The following is a 16,226-nucleotide window of genomic DNA, read 5'->3' on the forward strand; positions in this document are numbered from 1 at the left end:
TAAGTTGTTAATAAAGATTACATCTATCGAAAGGAGTCGGGCTCATGTCCAAATTAGATCCTCTGCCAGGTCTGTCTCCGTATCCATTACAGCATTTTTTCGATGAAATGTATGCTGATAAGAGGAATGTCCGGCCGCACTACAGACATGTGAATCGCATGTTTTCCGGAATGAGCTCCGAAGAGCTGCAAGGGAAGCAAAATTTAATGCAGCGTAGGATGATGGAAGAAGGAATTACCTTTACGCTTTACAACCCGGCTCAGGATCATCCTATGGAGCGAACGATCCCCTTCGATATGATTCCACGTATAATCCCTAAGAATGAGTGGGAGAGGCTAGAAGCTGGAATTATTCAGCGTATCACAGCTTTGAATTTGTTCATTCATGACATTTACCATGAGCAATACATTGTTAAAGATGGCATCGTCCCTAGGCGTATGATTATTTCCAACTGTTACTTCCGGCCAGAAATGTCAGGTCTGCGAGTGCCCGGTGGAGCTTATATCACCACCTCAGGAATCGATCTGATCCGCCACCACGATGGACATTATTATGTACTTGAAGACAACCTGCGAACACCCTCCGGCTTTTCCTATCTTTTTAAAGGCAGAACCCTTATGAATCAATTGTTTCCTGAATTGTCCTTTGCCAGCTCCATCCGAGATGTAGATCATAGCTTAAATCGCTTCTTATCCGTGCTTCGTAGTCTATCTCCTTCAAGAAGGTCAGATCCGGTTATAGCACTCCTAACGCCTGGAGAATACAATTCTGCATATTATGAACATGCTTTTTTGGCACAGCAGATGGGTATACATTTGGTCGAAGGACGAGATTTGGTAACAAAGGATCACAAAATATATTTGAAAGAAATGAACGGACTGCGTCGCGTGGATGTGCTGTATCGTCGGTTGGATGATGATTACATTGATCCGCTAGCCTTTCAACCTGATTCTTTACTGGGTGTGGCAGGACTTATGAATGCATATAGGGCAGGTAACATAGCGATTGCTAATGCTCCGGGAACCGGTGTTGCAGATGATAAAGCGATGTATGTCTATGTACCGGATATGATTCGTTATTATCTGAATGAAGAGCCGATCCTTGGTAATGTGCCGACGTATTTGTTGTCCAGACCTGATGAACGCCTGTATGTTCTTGAGAACCTATCCGAAATGGTTGTTAAAGAAACCTCATTATCCGGAGGATATGGGATGTTGATCGGAAGTGAGGCGACCAAAGAAGAATTAGCGGAGTTCCGAATGAAAATTATTGCCGATCCGGACCGTTATGTGGCACAGCCAATTATGTCCTTGTCCAGAGCACCCGTATTGTCGGGAGGCACTATGGCACCCCGGCATATCGATCTTCGGGCTTTTGTATTAATGGGCGCAGACCGGAAGCCGCATGTCATACCTGGTGGATTAACACGAGTGGCTATGAAAGAAGGTTCACTGGTTGTGAATTCCTCGCAAGGCGGTGGCGTAAAGGATACTTGGGTTATGGCTTGATCTATTATCTTGTAAGCCTTGATTGTGAATCAAAAATATGCAGCATCAATTTGGAGGATAAAGGAGTGGCTAAAGATGCTGAATCGAAATGCGGAGGCTTTATTCTGGATCGGCCGATATATTGAAAGGGCAGAGAATCATGCGCGGCTAATCAATGTACATTATCATATCCAGCAGGAAGAGGATTTTCAAGAAGAAGGACATAAATGGTCGAGGCTTATCGATGCATTAGGAGTTCGAAGTGAATATTTGCAGCAGTTCGAAACCTTTTCTGAACAGGACGTGTTATCCTTTATTACACTCGATTTAGGCAATTCGAATTCATTATTCTCTTGCGTACATCATGCTAGAAATAATCTTCGCACACTGCGTCAGCATCTTCCAAGTGAGCTATGGGATATCGTCAACAGCTTTAATCTATGGCTTGGGGAGCGGTCAGTCGCTGATATTATGAGTGGCCCACATCATTTCTACCAGCAAGTGAAGGAACGTGCAGCTATGTTTCTAGGAGCAGAACAATCCGTAATGCTTAGGGGAAATGAATGGCATTTTATAGAGAGCGGCCGTTTTCTGGAACGTGCAGAGAATACGACGCGTATTTTGCAGGCAGTTATTGCCTCTTGCCGTTTTAAAGAGCTTCATGCAATTTATATTCAGTTACAGGCTGTGCTGAAATCGGTAAGTGGTTATCAGGCGTTTCGCCGTTATTATGCAGATGCTATGTCACCGGAGAGCATTTTAGATTTTTTGATCGCAAATTCCAAATTTCCACGTTCGATCCGCTTTTCTTTTCACCAGCTGGAAGAGCATTTAGCTAGACTTGAATTAGATTCCTCAGAAAAAGGCTCAGGTCATGAGAAGGTCATCCGTCAAGCAGGAAAGCTGAAGGCAGAGCTGGATTATATGGAGAAAGAGGAAATGTCCGGTGAGCTGGTGGAAGATGTGCTGCAATCACTCGTAATATCTTGCCAGAGACTGGGCAAAACGATGGAGGGCGCCTTTTTTCGGCGAGAAGGAGTATCTGTATGAAGATTCAAATCAATCACACCACCACATACAGTTATCCAGAGCCGGTTACGGACAGTGTCAATGAAATCAGGCTTACCCCACGCACCAACTATCGGCAATCCTGTTATCACCATGAGGTTGAAGTATCTCCGGCAGCTAATCTATTAACGTATGAGGATTTCTTCGGTAATCGGGTGCATGCCTATTCGGTTAATAAGCCACATACGGAAATGGTCATTCATACTAAAGCTACTGTAGTAACGCTGGATAAAGCCCAGGGTACCGATCTTCCGCGAACCAGCCTTGAAGAGCAAGTTAAACTATTAAATGATGAAAAGTTTCAGAACCGTTATATTGAGTTTATTTTGCCGACCCGTTATACCGAGGTGACTCCTGAATTAGTGGAGTTCGCCTCCCAGTACCCTTTTAGTGAAGCTGTGGATATGTATGAATGGATTCTGAAGTTATCTTCGACGATTTATGAACAGTTCACCTATGATCCTGAGGCAACAAGCGTAAATACAACGGTAAAAAAAGCCCTCAAGCTCAAGCGGGGGGTCTGTCAGGATTATGCTCATCTTATGATCGCTGTCTGCCGCAGTGTAGGTCTGCCTTCAAGATATGTTAGTGGATATCATTTTGTCGGTGATCTACAGAGCAGCAATGCTAATTTCGAGCAGGCTTCACATGCTTGGGTGGAGACCCATATTCCGGGTACGGGCTGGCTTGGTTTTGATCCGACGAATAATGTTGAAGTGAACTGGCGTTATATCAAGCTGGGTCATGGACGGGATTATAAAGATATAGTACCTGTAAAAGGGGTATATCGCGGCGGAGCAGGAACACTGACTGTAAAAGTGGACGTACGCAAGCTGGACAACTGAACTGAAATAATTGAAACATCGAACATCGAAACAATCAAAAAAATCAAAATATTCGAAACAAACTCTCCGCTCATCTTATTGAATGGGGAGATTTTTTTGTGCGGCGTGCCTAAATTCTGAAGATTTATGAACGAGATGATTCCATTACAGGTTTATTTGGGTAATCTTGATCCATAGTACTTATCTTACAGACATTAGAGGAGAGATTACATATGAGCCCAAACATATCTAAGAAACAAAGATTTATTGGAAAAACAGCGATTATAACCGGAGCGGGCTCGGGAATTGGCCGTGCCACCGCTATTAAGCTGGCGCGGGAAGGTGCAAATGTAGCATTGTTCGATTTAAATCTTGAAAGAACCTCTTCCTTGGCAGAAAAGCTTAATAAGCTTCGAAAAGATTGCGCGCTGGCCATAGAGGTAGATACTTCGGATGAGAAAAAGATGGAGGAAGCCGTACGTTGTACGGTGGAACAATTCGGAGGCGTGGATGTAGTATTCGCTAACGCGGGAATTAATGGCGCAGTGGGTCCGATAGAAGAACTAAGCTTGAGCGACTGGGAGCGTACGATGTCGGTGAACTTGACGGGGACTTTTTTGACTCTGAAATATACTATTCCTCATCTGAAAGATAAAGGGAAGGGCAGTATTATTATTACTAGTTCCATTAATGGGAACACTAGATTTGCCAGCTTTGGGTGGTCTACTTATAGCACTACCAAAGCTGGACAGGTGGCTTTTGCCAAAATGGCAGCTCTCGAGCTTGCTAAGTTTAAGATTCGTGTGAATGTGATCTGCCCTGGGGCTATTGCTACGAATATAGATGAAACCACTGAAATGAGCGAGGATGTAGAAGCAATCGTCATTCCGATTGAATTTCCTGATGGAGCGCAACCCTTGGCGGATGGACCGGGCAAGCCGGATAATGTCGCTGATCTCGTTGCTTTTCTGGCTTCGGATGAATCTATCCATATTACAGGTGCGCAAATCGTGATTGACGGCGCGGAGTCCTTGTTATCCTAATTTCGAGATCGCTTCCCGGTATTGCTCGTACCATTTATTCCATTCGTCTTTCCGTGACTTCAGCGTCGTGCCTTCCAAAAGATGCTGGATCACTTCTAGACAAACATGCCAGCCAGCGAGATCTCGTGGTGTATGCGGGGTAAGCGTTTGTAGTGTTTCGTTCAAGACGAGTAAACAGCCTTCTGAATTAGGGTATAACTCAAAACGAACAAGATCCTCAGCCCAAGTAAACTCAAAAATAGATTGATGCTGCAGCACGGTAATTTCCATATCCACAAACGTTCCGTTTTGCATATCAAACTTTATAAGTCCGCCTTCACGCAGGTCCTCGATTTTTAATTCAGAGAACCATAAGGCAAGCTTCTCATTTTCGGTCAAATAGGACCAAATCTCAGTTGCGGAATGCTTTAACTGGCGTTCGAAACGAGCGACATAATATTGATCTTCTTTTTGGATGTTAGCTAACATTTATATTTCTCCTTTGGACTACTGCGGTAGTCCTTTTTTTATTGAGTTGAGGCTCATTAGAAAGAGTATAGCAATCGCCTGTGTTAATTGCACGATCCGGCTGTGTGGCTGAAGCGTAACTTATAGGGTATAGAGGGCAATAAAATAGCGGGAGAAATAAGGTCATAGGCAAGTCCACGAGCTCGATTTGCGTACGGCGCGGAGATAGTGTTGGCGGGGAAAAGGGATTGAAGATAGGGATAAGTGCGTGATGAGGGTGAAAATGGAGTGATGAAGGTGATAAGTACGCATGACGGGGAAAAGGGAGTGATGTAGGAGATAAGTGTGCATGACGGTGAAAAGGGAGTGAAGAGAGGGATAAGTGAATGATGAATAGCGGGAGTAAACAGTAGCATCTACGGTGGCGAGGATGCATCGGCGTTGCGGACTGTATTGCAGCTATTTGGCGTTTTTGGTGTGTTTATTAGAAGTATCGGACCGCATAGCGCTTATTGCCGCGATTTTGAACAAAAGTAGGGCGTATTTGAGCGAATAGGTGCAACTGTGTCCGATAGCAGAGGGAATAAGCCTGAATTTGTGAATTAAGGTCATCTGAGTCCGAACGTTACATGGTAGCGAGGATGCATCGGCGTTGCGGACTGTATTGCAACTATTTGGAGTTTTTGGTGTGTTTGTTAGAAGTATCGGACCGCATAGCGCTTATTGCTGCGATTTTGAATAAAAGTAGGGCGTATTTGAGCGAATAGGTGCAACTGAGCCCGATAGTACAGCGAAATGGACTAAATTAGTGAAATAAGGGCTGCTGGGTCCGAACGATCTATGGCGACGAAGATGTAATGAAGGTACAAAGGATGTAGTATATGAGCAAGAGCTACTGGGTCCAATCGATTTGCGGAGGCATGGATTCGCTAATGGATCGGACTGTATTGCAGCTATTTGGCGTTTTTCGTGTGTTTATTAGAACTATCGGACTGCATAGCTCTTATCGCTGCGATTTTGAACAAAAGTAGGGTGTGTTTGAGCGAATAGCTGCAACTGTGTCCGATAGCAGAGTAAAAAGGACGAAATTAGTGAAATAAGGGCTGCTGGGTCCGAACGATCTATGGCGACGAAGATGTAATGAAGGTGCTAAGGATGTAGTATGTGAGCAAGAGCTACTGGTTTCGATCGGTTTGCGGAGGCCTGGATTCGCTAATGGATCGGACTGTATTGCAGCTATTTGGTGTTTTTGGTGTGTTTATTAGAAGTATCGGACCGCATAGCGCTTATTGATGCGATTTTGAACAAAAGTAGGGTGTGTTTGAGCGAATAGCTGCAACTGAGTCCGATAGTACAGCGAAATGGACTAAATTAGTGAAATAAGGGCTGCTGGGTCCGAACGATCTATGGCGACGAAGAGGTAATGAAGGTACAAAGGATGTAGTATATGAGCAAGAGCTACTGGTTCCGATCGGTTTGCGGAGGCCTGGATTCGCTAATGGATCGGACTGTATTGCAGCTATTTGGTGTTTTTGGTTTGTATTTTGAACATATCGGACCGCATAGCGCTTATTGCCGCGATTTTGAACAAAAGTAGGGCGTGTTTGAGCGAATAGGTGCAACTGAGCCCGATAGCAGAGGGAATAAGCCTGAATTTGTGAAATAAGATCATCTGAGTCCGAACGTTTCACGGTGGCGAGTGTGTGCTAATGCATCGGTGTTGCGGACTGTATTGCAGCTATTTGGAGTTTTTGATTTGATTATTAGAAGTATCGGACCGCATAGCTCTTATCGCTGCGATTTTGAACAAAAGTAAGGTGTGTTTGAGCGAATAGCTGCAACTGAGTCCGATAGCAGAGGGAATAAGCCTGAATTTGTGAAATAAGATCATCTGAGTCCGAACGTTACATGGTAGCGAGGATGCATCGGCGTTGCGGACTGTATTGCAGCTATTTGGCGTATTTGGTGTGTTTATTGAACGTATTGGACTACATAGCGCTTATTGGCATGGTTTTGAACAAAAGTAAGGTGTGTTTGAGTGAATAGCTGCAACTGTGTCCGATAGCAGAGAGAATAAGCCTGAATTAATAAAATAAGGTCATCTGAGTCCGAACGTTACATGGTAGCGAAGATGCATCGGCGTTGCGGACTGTATTGCAGCTATTTGGCGTTTTTAGTGTGTTTATTAGAAGTATCGGACCGCATAGCGCTTATTGCTGTGATTTTGAACAAAAGTAGGGCGTGTTTGAGCGAATAGCTGCAACTGTGTCCGATAGTACAGCGAAATGGACTAAATTAGTGAAATAAGGGCTGCTGGGTCCGAACGATCTATGGCGACGAAGAGGTAATGAATGTGTAATAAAGGATGTAGTATACAAGCAAGAGCTCCTGGTTCCAAACGTTACACGGTGGCCAGTGTATGCTGACATTGCGGTTATGGGCTTAGAATATGCATTGTGTACGATAGTTACAGAGTCTGAGCTATTCAACTGTGCGAGGAGGGCAAGGGGCATTTGAGTAAATAGCTCGCCATCCCTATAGTTAACAGCATAGGAAAGATCTGAGAAAGCATTCCGGCACCTTGATGAAAATCCTAAGTCTTTTATGCTAAAATTAACGCAATTCCGTAAAATCTACTTTTGCTTAGGCAGGGTAGTTAATAGTGTGGCATTGGTGAAGGAGGCTGCGTATATGGGGATGATGTCTTGGTTAGCTGAGCAGCGGATTCAGGAGTCTATGCGTAACGGGGAATTTCGAGATTTACCTGGGCATGGCAAGCCGCTGGAGCTCGAGGATTTATCGGGTGTGCCGGAAGAATTGAGGATGTCTTTTAAAATCATGAAGAACTCCGGACTGGTGCCTGAGGAAATCTCTCTGCGAGCTGAATGTGTTACGTTGGAAGGATTGCTAGCGGCGTGTCATAATAGCGGAAGTGCAGAAACCAGTGAGGGCAAGGCTTTGCGGTCAAAACTGTCTATGAAAAGACTTCGTCTACAGGAGTTATTGCGTGAACGCGGCTTGGATAGTAACCCTGCTTTTATGCAATACAGTGCTCAAATACACGAACAGATGATAAAGGATGAGGAATAACGCTGCTTAAGTTACTGCCTAAATGCCTACATTCATTTGGACATCAAAATAAATAGTGTAAAATAAAAAGGCATCTCTTGGTCGGTTTAGACAGAAGAGCTGCCTTTTTGCTTGTTATGTGTAACTGAACATGTATACTCATCTAATTTGTTTAAAATATACCCATTCCGGATCGCCATCATCTAAATTCTCAATGACTCCGCTTTTAACAAACCCTTGAGAAAGACATAGTTGCTGCATGATCGTATTGGATTCATTGGTGGAGGTGAAAAGCTTGGGGGTGGGGCATTGTTCCTCGATGTAGCTAAGGAGTGTTTTGGCTATGCCTAGGCGTCTGAACTCAGGATCCACAATGACCAGCTGAATAAAACAACATTCGAAAAAGGTGGTATCGTAGCAAGCAAATCCTACAAGCGTTCCATTATGCGATGCTACGTAACACTGCTCATGCTTGATATATTTTTCAATCTTCGATTTGCGGCTTTCATTGCCAATGATCTTGCTGTCTATTGTGGTGAGCATGGGTAGATCTGAAATTGTAGCTTTTGTTACGAATATCATAGTAAGTCTCCTTATTAATATTATAGAGGGTATGAATGGTAAGTCTTGATCTTTAAGGTTTTTTCACACATGATGAAGATGATCTAAGATAACTTCAAGGAAAATTATAACATATGATTATAGACGATGGAGAGATAGAATGAAACAACTTCCGATTATACAGGTGCTTCCTGACCTGAAAAACATACTTAACACTGCGCAGGCAGCAGTACTTATCGCTGAACCGGGTGCAGGCAAAACAACTGGAACGCCTCCGGCGTTTTTGGACGAGCCCTGGATGGCGGGTAGAAGCATTTTAATGTTAGAGCCTAGAAGGCTTGCTGCTAGATCTGCCGCCACTTACATGGCATCCTGCCTTGGAGAAAGTGTTGGACAGACGGTAGGTTATCGGATGCGGAATGACACTAAAGTAGGCAAAAATACGCGGATTGTTGTAGTCACTGAAGGAGTATTAACGAGAATGCTGCAAAGCGATCCTTCTTTGGGTGATGTGGGTTTAGTTATTTTTGATGAGTTCCATGAGCGCAGTCTTCATGCGGATTTGGGACTTGCCCTTGCACTGGAAGCACAGGCTGTGCTGCGGGAGGATCTAAGGATTCTTATCATGTCAGCTACCTTGGACAGTGAGCGGGTGTCTGCTTTACTAGGGGATGCGCCTGTAGTAAATTGTCCGGGCAGAACCTATCCTGTAGAAACAATCTATGTGCCAACTACTGGGAATTTTCCACTGGAAAAAACTGCTGCAGCTGCTGTGAGACGTGCGCTTGCTGAACAACCCGGAGATATTCTCGTCTTTTTACCGGGGGAAAGAGAAATACGCAGAACTCAAAGTGAGTTGGAAAATGGAAGCTTGGCAGAGCAGACGGTAATTCGCCCACTATATGGCCAGCTGCCACAAAATATCCAAGATGCAGCCGTGGCTGCATCTGTTCAAGGTGAACGAAAAGTAGTGCTTGCGACTTCTATCGCTGAGACAAGTCTAACGATTGAAGGCGTGCGAACGGTAATTGACACAGGGCAGCGCCGTACACAGGTATTCTCACCACGCACAGGAATGCCAAGTCTAACGACAGTCCCGGTATCGAAAGCCTCCGCGGATCAACGGCGGGGACGTGCCGGACGGACAGCCCCAGGCGTGTGCTACAGGCTGTGGAGTCAGGAGGAGCATAATCGACTTCCGGATGACAATGTGCCGGAGATTATGCAGACTGACCTTGCGCAGCTCGCTTTGGAGCTGGCGCTGTGGGGCGTGCGCGATCCTGCCGCGCTATCTTGGCTTGACGCGCCGCCCGCTGCGCCTTTTGCGCAGGGCACCGCGCTGCTGCACCAGCTCGGCGCGCTGGACGCCGGCGGCGCCATTACGCCGCACGGCCACAGCATGGCCGCGCTTGGCGCGCACCCGCGAGCCGCGCATATGCTACTGCGCGCGGCAGAGCTTGGCGCAGCACCGCTCGCCTGTCGGCTGGCGGCGCTGCTGCAAGAGCGGGACCTTTTCAAGGGTCCCGCGGCCCTAGATTGCGACCTCACGCTCCGCGTTGAGGCGCTGCTCCGGTTCGAGCGCTCCGCTGATAGCGGCGGAGCGGACCCGGCAGCTCTGCGCGCTGTGCTGCGCGAGAGCCGCCATTTCCTGGCGCAGCTGCAAGCCGCGCCGGGCGAGAACGTGAACGACATCAGCCGCTGCGGGCTGCTTCTGTCGTTCGCCTATCCCGACCGGATCGGGCAGAAACGCGGCGATGGCGCGTTTCTGCTCTCCTCCGGTCGGGGGGCGGCCATGCGGGAAGGGCAACCGCTGGCCCGGTCATCTTATATCGTAGCTGCTTCGATCGATGATCGCGCTACACAGGGCGCAATTATGCTGGCAGCTGAGATAGAAGAAGGACAACTGCTTTCCTATCATGCAGACCGCATCACCGAGGAAGCGGATGTGTATTGGGATAAAGAAAGTGGAAGTGTGAAGAAACGTCGTCGCACAATGCTCGGCGCGTTGGTCTTAAAAGAAACTTCACATGAAAGACCCTCCGCGGAAGAAATGGCAAATGTACTATTAAGTGTCATCGCTACAGATGGCATTGAAATCCTACCGTGGGAGAAGGGAACCATACAGCTTCGCGAACGTTTGATGTTTATGCATACCTTACGTTCAGATTGGCCGGATGTATCAGATGTTGCTTTAATTGCTACGTTGGATGAATGGCTTTTGCCATATCTGCAAGGTATGAGGAACCTCCGCGACCTTCAGCGTGTACCGTTAGCGCGAGCGCTTGAGGGGATGTTAGACTGGAATCAGCGGCAGATGCTGGAAAAGGAGGCACCTACACATATATCTGTTCCTAGTGGCTCGCGTGTGCCTGTAGATTATACTAATCCTGCTGCCCCGGTATTGGCAGTAAGATTGCAAGAGATGTTTGGACAGCTGGACACACCTCGAATTGGAGGGGGAAAATTGCCAGTATTGCTGCATCTTTTGTCACCAGCTAGACGACCTGTGCAGGTAACCTCTGATCTAGCAAGTTTTTGGCGGGGAACCTATTTTGAGGTCAAAAAAGATCTGAAAGGACGGTACCCGAAGCACTATTGGCCAGATGACCCATTACAGGCTATTCCGACTAATCGTACACGTCCTGTAAAATAATTTATGGTTACATATGCTCTTGAAATTTTTCCTTAGATGTTTGGTCTCCCGTTTAAAGGGTAATTACTAGCGAAGACAATTACTAAGGAGGGCTTCAAGTGACTAAAAAAATCGTAGGTATTTTCGACACAGAACAAGAAGCAACCAGAGCAATTGAAGGACTTCACAATCAAGGATTTAATAATGATGAAATATCAGTAATCACACGTGATCGTGATGAGCTTAGAAACATCTCAGAGGATACAGGCACAAAAGCTCCAGAAGGAGTAGCAACAGGCGCTGCTACAGGTGGTGTAGTTGGCGGCGTTGCCGGACTATTAGCAGGGATCGGAGCATTGGCGATTCCGGGGATTGGACCGATTCTGGCGGCAGGGCCTATAGTTGCAACCCTTACAGGTGCAGCAGTTGGTGCAGGCGCAGGTGGATTAGTCGGCGGCTTGATCGGACTCGGTATTCCTGAGGATGAGGCTAAAGAGTACGAAGGTTATGTGGAAAGCGGCAAAATCCTTGTACTAGTCGATGATAATGGACGCGGCTATCAAGCACATGATGTGTTCCGCGGTAACCGTTCGCTGAATACTCAGCGTTACGAAGGCGTCTATAACGAAGACACTAGACTAGGAAATTCGATGGCTAACAGAGCGGATCGGACGGCTGAAGTCTACAACCGCGATAAAATATAACATTATAATAACCTGCTTTAAAAGCGGTAAAAGGTTACAAGGAGCGATTCTCCGATTTAATGGAGAATCGCTCCTTTTGTATTTTTAGTCCATCGCGCCTCCCGGAATCCCCCTTTGCTCATCCTCTTCTGAGGTGTACGGACCCAGATGACGCTATTGGCTAATTTTTGGTCTTTGCAGCAGGATTTCGGACTCCATGGACGCTATTCTATAGAATGAGGCTCATATTTGCTGTTTTTTATGCCAATAGCTGCAATGGGGTCCGATAGGGCTCCAAATATCGGATAATATTGCGTTTAAGGTCCGCTGTGTCCTTTGCTACTACGTTCCTGCATCGTTTCGGAGTGTCCTTATGCTGCAACGCACGTGCTGTCCTTGTATTGCTACGTAAGCGCACCCGGTCACGTGTCCTTATGCTACAGAGTATTCGCATCGGATTGCAACTCTGAACGTGCCCCGTTACGCAGTGTCCTTAATACTACTACGCACGTGCTGTCTTTGTACTGCTATCTATGCGTACCCGATCACTGTGTCCTTTGTTAGAGGTGCATCGTTCCGCTGTGTCTTAATGCTGTTACGTACATGCACCGTTCCCTAGAGTCCTTTTACTATTATCGTTCCACTGTGTCCTTGTATTGCTACGTAAGCGCACCCGGACTCTGTGTCCTTATCCTACTGAGCATAAGCCCCCGGTTTGCAGCTACGAAATCCCCCCGTTCCGCAGCGTCTTTATGGTTGGTAATCACATGCCCCGTTCCGCAGCGCCCTTATGGTTGCTAAGCACATGCCCCGTTCCGGAGTGTCCTTATGTGCTGCTACCTTGCACGATCTTAATCAAGGATGCGAAGCATGCGGACGAAAGAATCAGCTGCCACGGATAACCTCATATCGCGATGGATTGCGAAGCCTATATTCCGGGGTGGAGGGGGATCATCTAATTGCAACTCGAAAAGTTCTCCTTTTTGAATCTCCTCAATTACAAAAGAACGGCTAATAAAGGCTACCCCGTAACCAAGTCTTGCGAATTCAGAGAGTAAATCGATGCTGCCCAGCTCTATATCTGGTTTAACGGACAATCCCTTACCAGCAAACCAATGATCAACAAACAGTCTGGTGCTGCTTTCTGGGGATAATAAAATAAAAGGTAACTCTGCAAGTTCTTTTGCCGTAAGCAAACGGTCGGCCAGTTCCTGAAAGGCTCGTCCCACTACAAAACAATCCTCAAGGGTGGCAAGCGTCTGAATACTTAATTGTGGATCGTCAATAGGCATATGGACGAGCGCACAGTCTATTTCGCCTTCTTTCAAACGTTTGGTGATCTCATGCGTTTTTCCGTGTGATAGCCGAATTCGTATGCCGGGATATTGTTTGTGGAATGCGTTCAATTGCGGAAGCAAAAGATTTTTTATAAGGGAATCACTCGCTCCAATCCGAACTTCTCCCTCGTTTAATTGCTTTAGATTATGAAGATGCTTTTGTGCAGAATCCAGCATGACTAAAGAGGGCTCAACATATTCCAATAACGCCCGTCCTTCCTCGGTTAGCTCTACACCTTTAGATAAACGATGAAATAATTTGAGGCCTAAAGAATCCTCCATTTGTTTAATGGCATAACTTACGGATGGCTGTGTAATATGCAATTCATTTGCAGCTTTAGTTAGATTTTTGTAACGAGCCGTATATAAGAAAATGCGATACCATTCAAGGTTAAAGAATTTGATATAGATCACCTCTATGACAGTCTGATGAAAATGTGATTTCATTAATTGCAACAATCTTATTATAATTTGGATATATTAATAATAAAAGAGTCGGCAATGGAGGTTTAAATATTATGGCAGGTAACACATTTGGAGAAGTATTTAAGATTACTACCTTTGGAGAGTCACATGGTGCAGCGGTTGGGGTCATAGTGGATGGAGTTACACCTAATGTTGAAATTGATGAAGCATATATTCAGAAACAGATGGATAGAAGGAAACCAGGCCAGTCCTCTGTAACTTCACCGCGTAAGGAATATGATGTGGTGCAAATACAATCAGGAATATTCGAAGGGAAAACAACCGGAACTCCACTCTTTGTAGTTCTGTACAACAAAGATATGAAACCGGAGGCCTATAACGATATTCAGCATTCATTTAGACCCGGCCATGCGGATTATACTTTTTTGCAGAAATACGGAATTCGCGATCATAGAGGCAGTGGGCGGGCATCTGGCAGGGAAACAGCGGCAAGAGTAGCTGGCGGAGCGATCGCTCGGAAACTGCTCGAAAGAAGAGGGGTTGAGGTACTAGCCTACACGCAAGAGGTCGGAGGGATTAAGTGTCAAACCTTTGATGAAGATGTTATTGAACAAAATGCAGTCCGCGCCTGTGATGCTAAGGCTGGAGCTGAAATGATTAAAAAAATTGAACACTTAGCTTCGATTGGAGACAGCTGCGGAGGTATCGTGGAGTGTCGGATTAGAGGGGTTATTCCGGGTCTTGGAGAACCCGTATTTGATAAATTGGATGCAGAGTTAGCTAAAGCGATGTTATCTATTGGTGCTGTAAAAGGAATAGAGTTTGGAGCTGGATTCGAAGCGGCCTCTATGCTTGGAAGTGAACATAATGACGCGATGAATAAGGATGGATTTCTTAGTAACCATTCCGGTGGAATTATAGGCGGAATCAGCACAGGAGAAGAGATTATTTTTCGAATAAGTGTAAAGCCTACATCCTCGATTTCTGTTACTCAACAGACCATAAACACGAATGGTGAAGAAGTTGAGATTAAAACGGAGGGCAGACATGATCCATGTATCTGTCCGAGAATCGTCCCGGTTGTTGAAGCAATGGCTTGCTTAGTATTGGAAGATCTTTATAAAAGACAAGCTGCTATTTTTGGATGAAACACTTTATAAAATGAAACAAATCAAAGACTGCACCTCTTAGCAATAAGCTGTGAGGTGCAGTCTTTTTTGCATATGTGGTATCATATGGATAATCATTCAAATTATGCTTTGTCTCTAGCTATGTCATAAGATACAGTACAGCGAAAAGGAGGGAATAGATGAGAATCTTTGTTGCAGGTGCTGCAGGTGTGATTGGACGGTCATTGCTTCCTAAGTTACTACAAGCGAAGCATGAGGTTATCGGTCTGACCCATAAAGAAGAAAACAAAACAATCCTTGAGAGCTTAGGGGCACAAGCGGTAATCGCGGATGTGTATGAGCGTGAGTCTATATTTGCGGCTATTCAAGCAGCCCAACCTGAAGTGGTAATTCATCAGCTGACTTCATTAAGTCAGCGGAATTTTGCAGATAATTCAAGGATAAGAATAGAAGGAACACGAAATATTGTCGATGCTTCATTGGCAACCGGGGTTAAACAGATTATTGCCCAAAGTATCTCTTGGGCTTATGAAGCTGGTGAGGGACCTGCCACGGAGAATACTCCATTAGATACTAATGCTTCTGAATCCCGGATGAGAACCATCGAGGGTATTCGCTCACTTGAAAAGGCAGTTGCAGAAATTCCTAATCATGTGATTTTGCGGTACGGAATGTTGTACGGCCAAGGGACTTGGTATGATGCTGCGGGATTAATGACAGAAGAAATTCGACAAGGGAGACTGACTGCAACAGAAGCGGTTACGTCATTCCTTCATGTGGAGGATGCAGCTAACGCGGCGGCGCTTGCTCTGAACTGGCCTTCTGGACCAGTTAATATTGTGGACAATGAACCTGCGCGAGGAATAGATTGGGTGCCTGTTTTTTCTGAAATCTTGGGAGCTCCTAGACCTCCTTTGCAAATGGGCAGAGAAGGCTGGGAACGGGGGGCGTCCAATACAAAAGCTCGAATGGATTACGGATGGAGTCCATCTTACCCTTCATGGAGGTCAGGTTTTGCTCAGAGCTTGAAAGGTTAGAGATGAATCCAAACATGTACAAGGAGAGATAACATGAGTAAATTAAAGAATTTTTCTTTAGTAGTCGTGAATTTAATTGCTGATCTATGGTTTGGAATCGTTCGAAAACCAGAGTTTTATGATAAACACACCGTTACTAGAACAAAGAAAGGGTATGTCCTGTTTGTATCTATGGCAGGCATTATCGCAGTGGGTTCAGCTTTTTGGTTATGCTCAAGAATATATTAGAGAAAAGGCTGCCAATTGGCGGTCTTTTTTTTGATATTGGATGTCAGAAAGCTAGAATGTTATGTTATTACTTAATAGATGGTTAAAACAGGCTCCTTATTATGTTCAGCGCATAAGATTAATGTCTAAACTCATGGATGAAAATCGTGCCAAAGTGACGCTTATTGCCGCCTCAGCTGGGTTTGGAAAAACGACACTTGCGGCCGAATGGGCTCGTACTCATTCCGATGAGGTTGCATAGCTTGCAGATAACC

Annotated in this window: 15 protein-coding genes; 12 read left to right on the forward strand and 3 right to left on the reverse strand. The window is 45.5% G+C overall.

Annotated elements, in window-relative coordinates:
* Nucleotides 1-44: 44 nt before the first annotated feature.
* The 4 genes from MHH46_RS14075 (at nt 45) to MHH46_RS14090 (ending at nt 4,422) form a co-directional block, all read left to right on the forward strand.
* On the forward strand, nt 45-1,508 hold the full coding sequence (locus tag MHH46_RS14075; RefSeq protein ID WP_036686502.1) for a circularly permuted type 2 ATP-grasp protein: 1,464 nt from the start codon (nt 45-47) through the stop codon (nt 1,506-1,508).
* 75 nt (nt 1,509-1,583) lie between these two features.
* Complete coding sequence (locus MHH46_RS14080; RefSeq protein ID WP_076190040.1) at nt 1,584-2,537, forward strand: alpha-E domain-containing protein; 954 nt, start codon at nt 1,584-1,586, stop codon at nt 2,535-2,537.
* Complete coding sequence (locus MHH46_RS14085) at nt 2,534-3,400, forward strand: transglutaminase family protein (protein ID WP_076183745.1); 867 nt, start codon at nt 2,534-2,536, stop codon at nt 3,398-3,400. Before MHH46_RS14080 ends, MHH46_RS14085 begins: the two co-directional genes overlap by 4 nt.
* Nucleotides 3,401-3,612: 212 nt before the next feature.
* Nucleotides 3,613-4,422 carry an SDR family NAD(P)-dependent oxidoreductase gene (locus tag MHH46_RS14090; RefSeq protein WP_036686506.1) on the forward strand — a complete coding sequence of 270 codons (810 nt, stop codon included), beginning with the start codon at nt 3,613-3,615 and terminating at the stop codon, nt 4,420-4,422.
* Here MHH46_RS14090 and MHH46_RS14095 read toward each other — a convergent pair.
* Nucleotides 4,414-4,890 (reverse strand): SRPBCC family protein, encoded by a 477-nt coding sequence (locus MHH46_RS14095; RefSeq protein WP_076126128.1) that lies wholly within the window; start codon nt 4,888-4,890, stop codon nt 4,414-4,416. The genes MHH46_RS14090 and MHH46_RS14095 overlap by 9 nt on opposite strands.
* Nucleotides 4,891-5,750: 860 nt before the next feature.
* On the opposite strand from MHH46_RS14095, the gene MHH46_RS14100 reads away from it, so the two are divergent.
* The 3 genes from MHH46_RS14100 to MHH46_RS14110 all read left to right on the forward strand — a co-directional run bounded on the left by MHH46_RS14100 (nt 5,751) and on the right by MHH46_RS14110 (nt 7,959).
* Complete coding sequence (locus MHH46_RS14100; protein WP_179086249.1) at nt 5,751-5,900, forward strand: hypothetical protein; 150 nt, start codon at nt 5,751-5,753, stop codon at nt 5,898-5,900.
* Nucleotides 5,901-6,316: 416 nt separating this feature from the next.
* On the forward strand, nt 6,317-6,466 hold the full coding sequence (locus tag MHH46_RS14105; protein WP_175617296.1) for a hypothetical protein: 150 nt from the start codon (nt 6,317-6,319) through the stop codon (nt 6,464-6,466).
* A 1,094-nt stretch (nt 6,467-7,560) separates the two neighbouring features.
* Entirely contained in the window at nt 7,561-7,959 is a 399-nt protein-coding gene (locus MHH46_RS14110; RefSeq protein WP_076126130.1) for a DnaJ family domain-containing protein, read from the forward strand.
* A 138-nt stretch (nt 7,960-8,097) separates the two neighbouring features.
* Here MHH46_RS14110 and MHH46_RS14115 read toward each other — a convergent pair whose 3' ends face one another.
* Entirely contained in the window at nt 8,098-8,520 is a 423-nt protein-coding gene (locus tag MHH46_RS14115) for a GNAT family N-acetyltransferase (protein WP_076126132.1), read from the reverse strand.
* A gap of 139 nt (nt 8,521-8,659) precedes the next feature.
* On the opposite strand from MHH46_RS14115, the gene hrpB reads away from it, so the two are divergent.
* On the forward strand, nt 8,660-11,152 hold the full coding sequence (hrpB, locus tag MHH46_RS14120; RefSeq protein WP_076126134.1) for an ATP-dependent helicase HrpB: 2,493 nt from the start codon (nt 8,660-8,662) through the stop codon (nt 11,150-11,152).
* A 98-nt stretch (nt 11,153-11,250) separates the two neighbouring features.
* Nucleotides 11,251-11,835 carry a general stress protein gene (locus tag MHH46_RS14125; protein WP_076126136.1) on the forward strand — a complete coding sequence of 195 codons (585 nt, stop codon included), beginning with the start codon at nt 11,251-11,253 and terminating at the stop codon, nt 11,833-11,835.
* Between the two features lie 830 nt (nt 11,836-12,665).
* On the opposite strand, the gene MHH46_RS14130 is transcribed toward MHH46_RS14125, so the two are convergent.
* Entirely contained in the window at nt 12,666-13,598 is a 933-nt protein-coding gene (locus MHH46_RS14130; RefSeq protein WP_076126137.1) for a LysR family transcriptional regulator, read from the reverse strand.
* A gap of 71 nt (nt 13,599-13,669) precedes the next feature.
* Between MHH46_RS14130 and aroC the strand changes: the two genes are divergently transcribed.
* The 3 genes from aroC to MHH46_RS14145 all read left to right on the forward strand — a co-directional run bounded on the left by aroC (nt 13,670) and on the right by MHH46_RS14145 (nt 15,972).
* Entirely contained in the window at nt 13,670-14,725 is a 1,056-nt protein-coding gene (gene aroC, locus MHH46_RS14135) for a chorismate synthase (protein ID WP_076126139.1), read from the forward strand.
* A 161-nt stretch (nt 14,726-14,886) separates the two neighbouring features.
* Nucleotides 14,887-15,744 carry an NAD(P)-dependent oxidoreductase gene (locus MHH46_RS14140; RefSeq protein WP_076126141.1) on the forward strand — a complete coding sequence of 286 codons (858 nt, stop codon included), beginning with the start codon at nt 14,887-14,889 and terminating at the stop codon, nt 15,742-15,744.
* Nucleotides 15,745-15,777: 33 nt separating this feature from the next.
* Nucleotides 15,778-15,972, forward strand: a complete 195-nt coding sequence (locus MHH46_RS14145) for a hypothetical protein (RefSeq protein ID WP_076126143.1) — start codon at nt 15,778-15,780, stop codon at nt 15,970-15,972.
* The last annotated feature ends 254 nt before the right edge of the window (nt 15,973-16,226 follow it).

It is taken from the genome of Paenibacillus sp. FSL H8-0175, assembly GCF_045040615.1.
Taxonomy (GTDB): domain Bacteria; phylum Bacillota; class Bacilli; order Paenibacillales; family Paenibacillaceae; genus Paenibacillus_AQ; species Paenibacillus_AQ odorifer.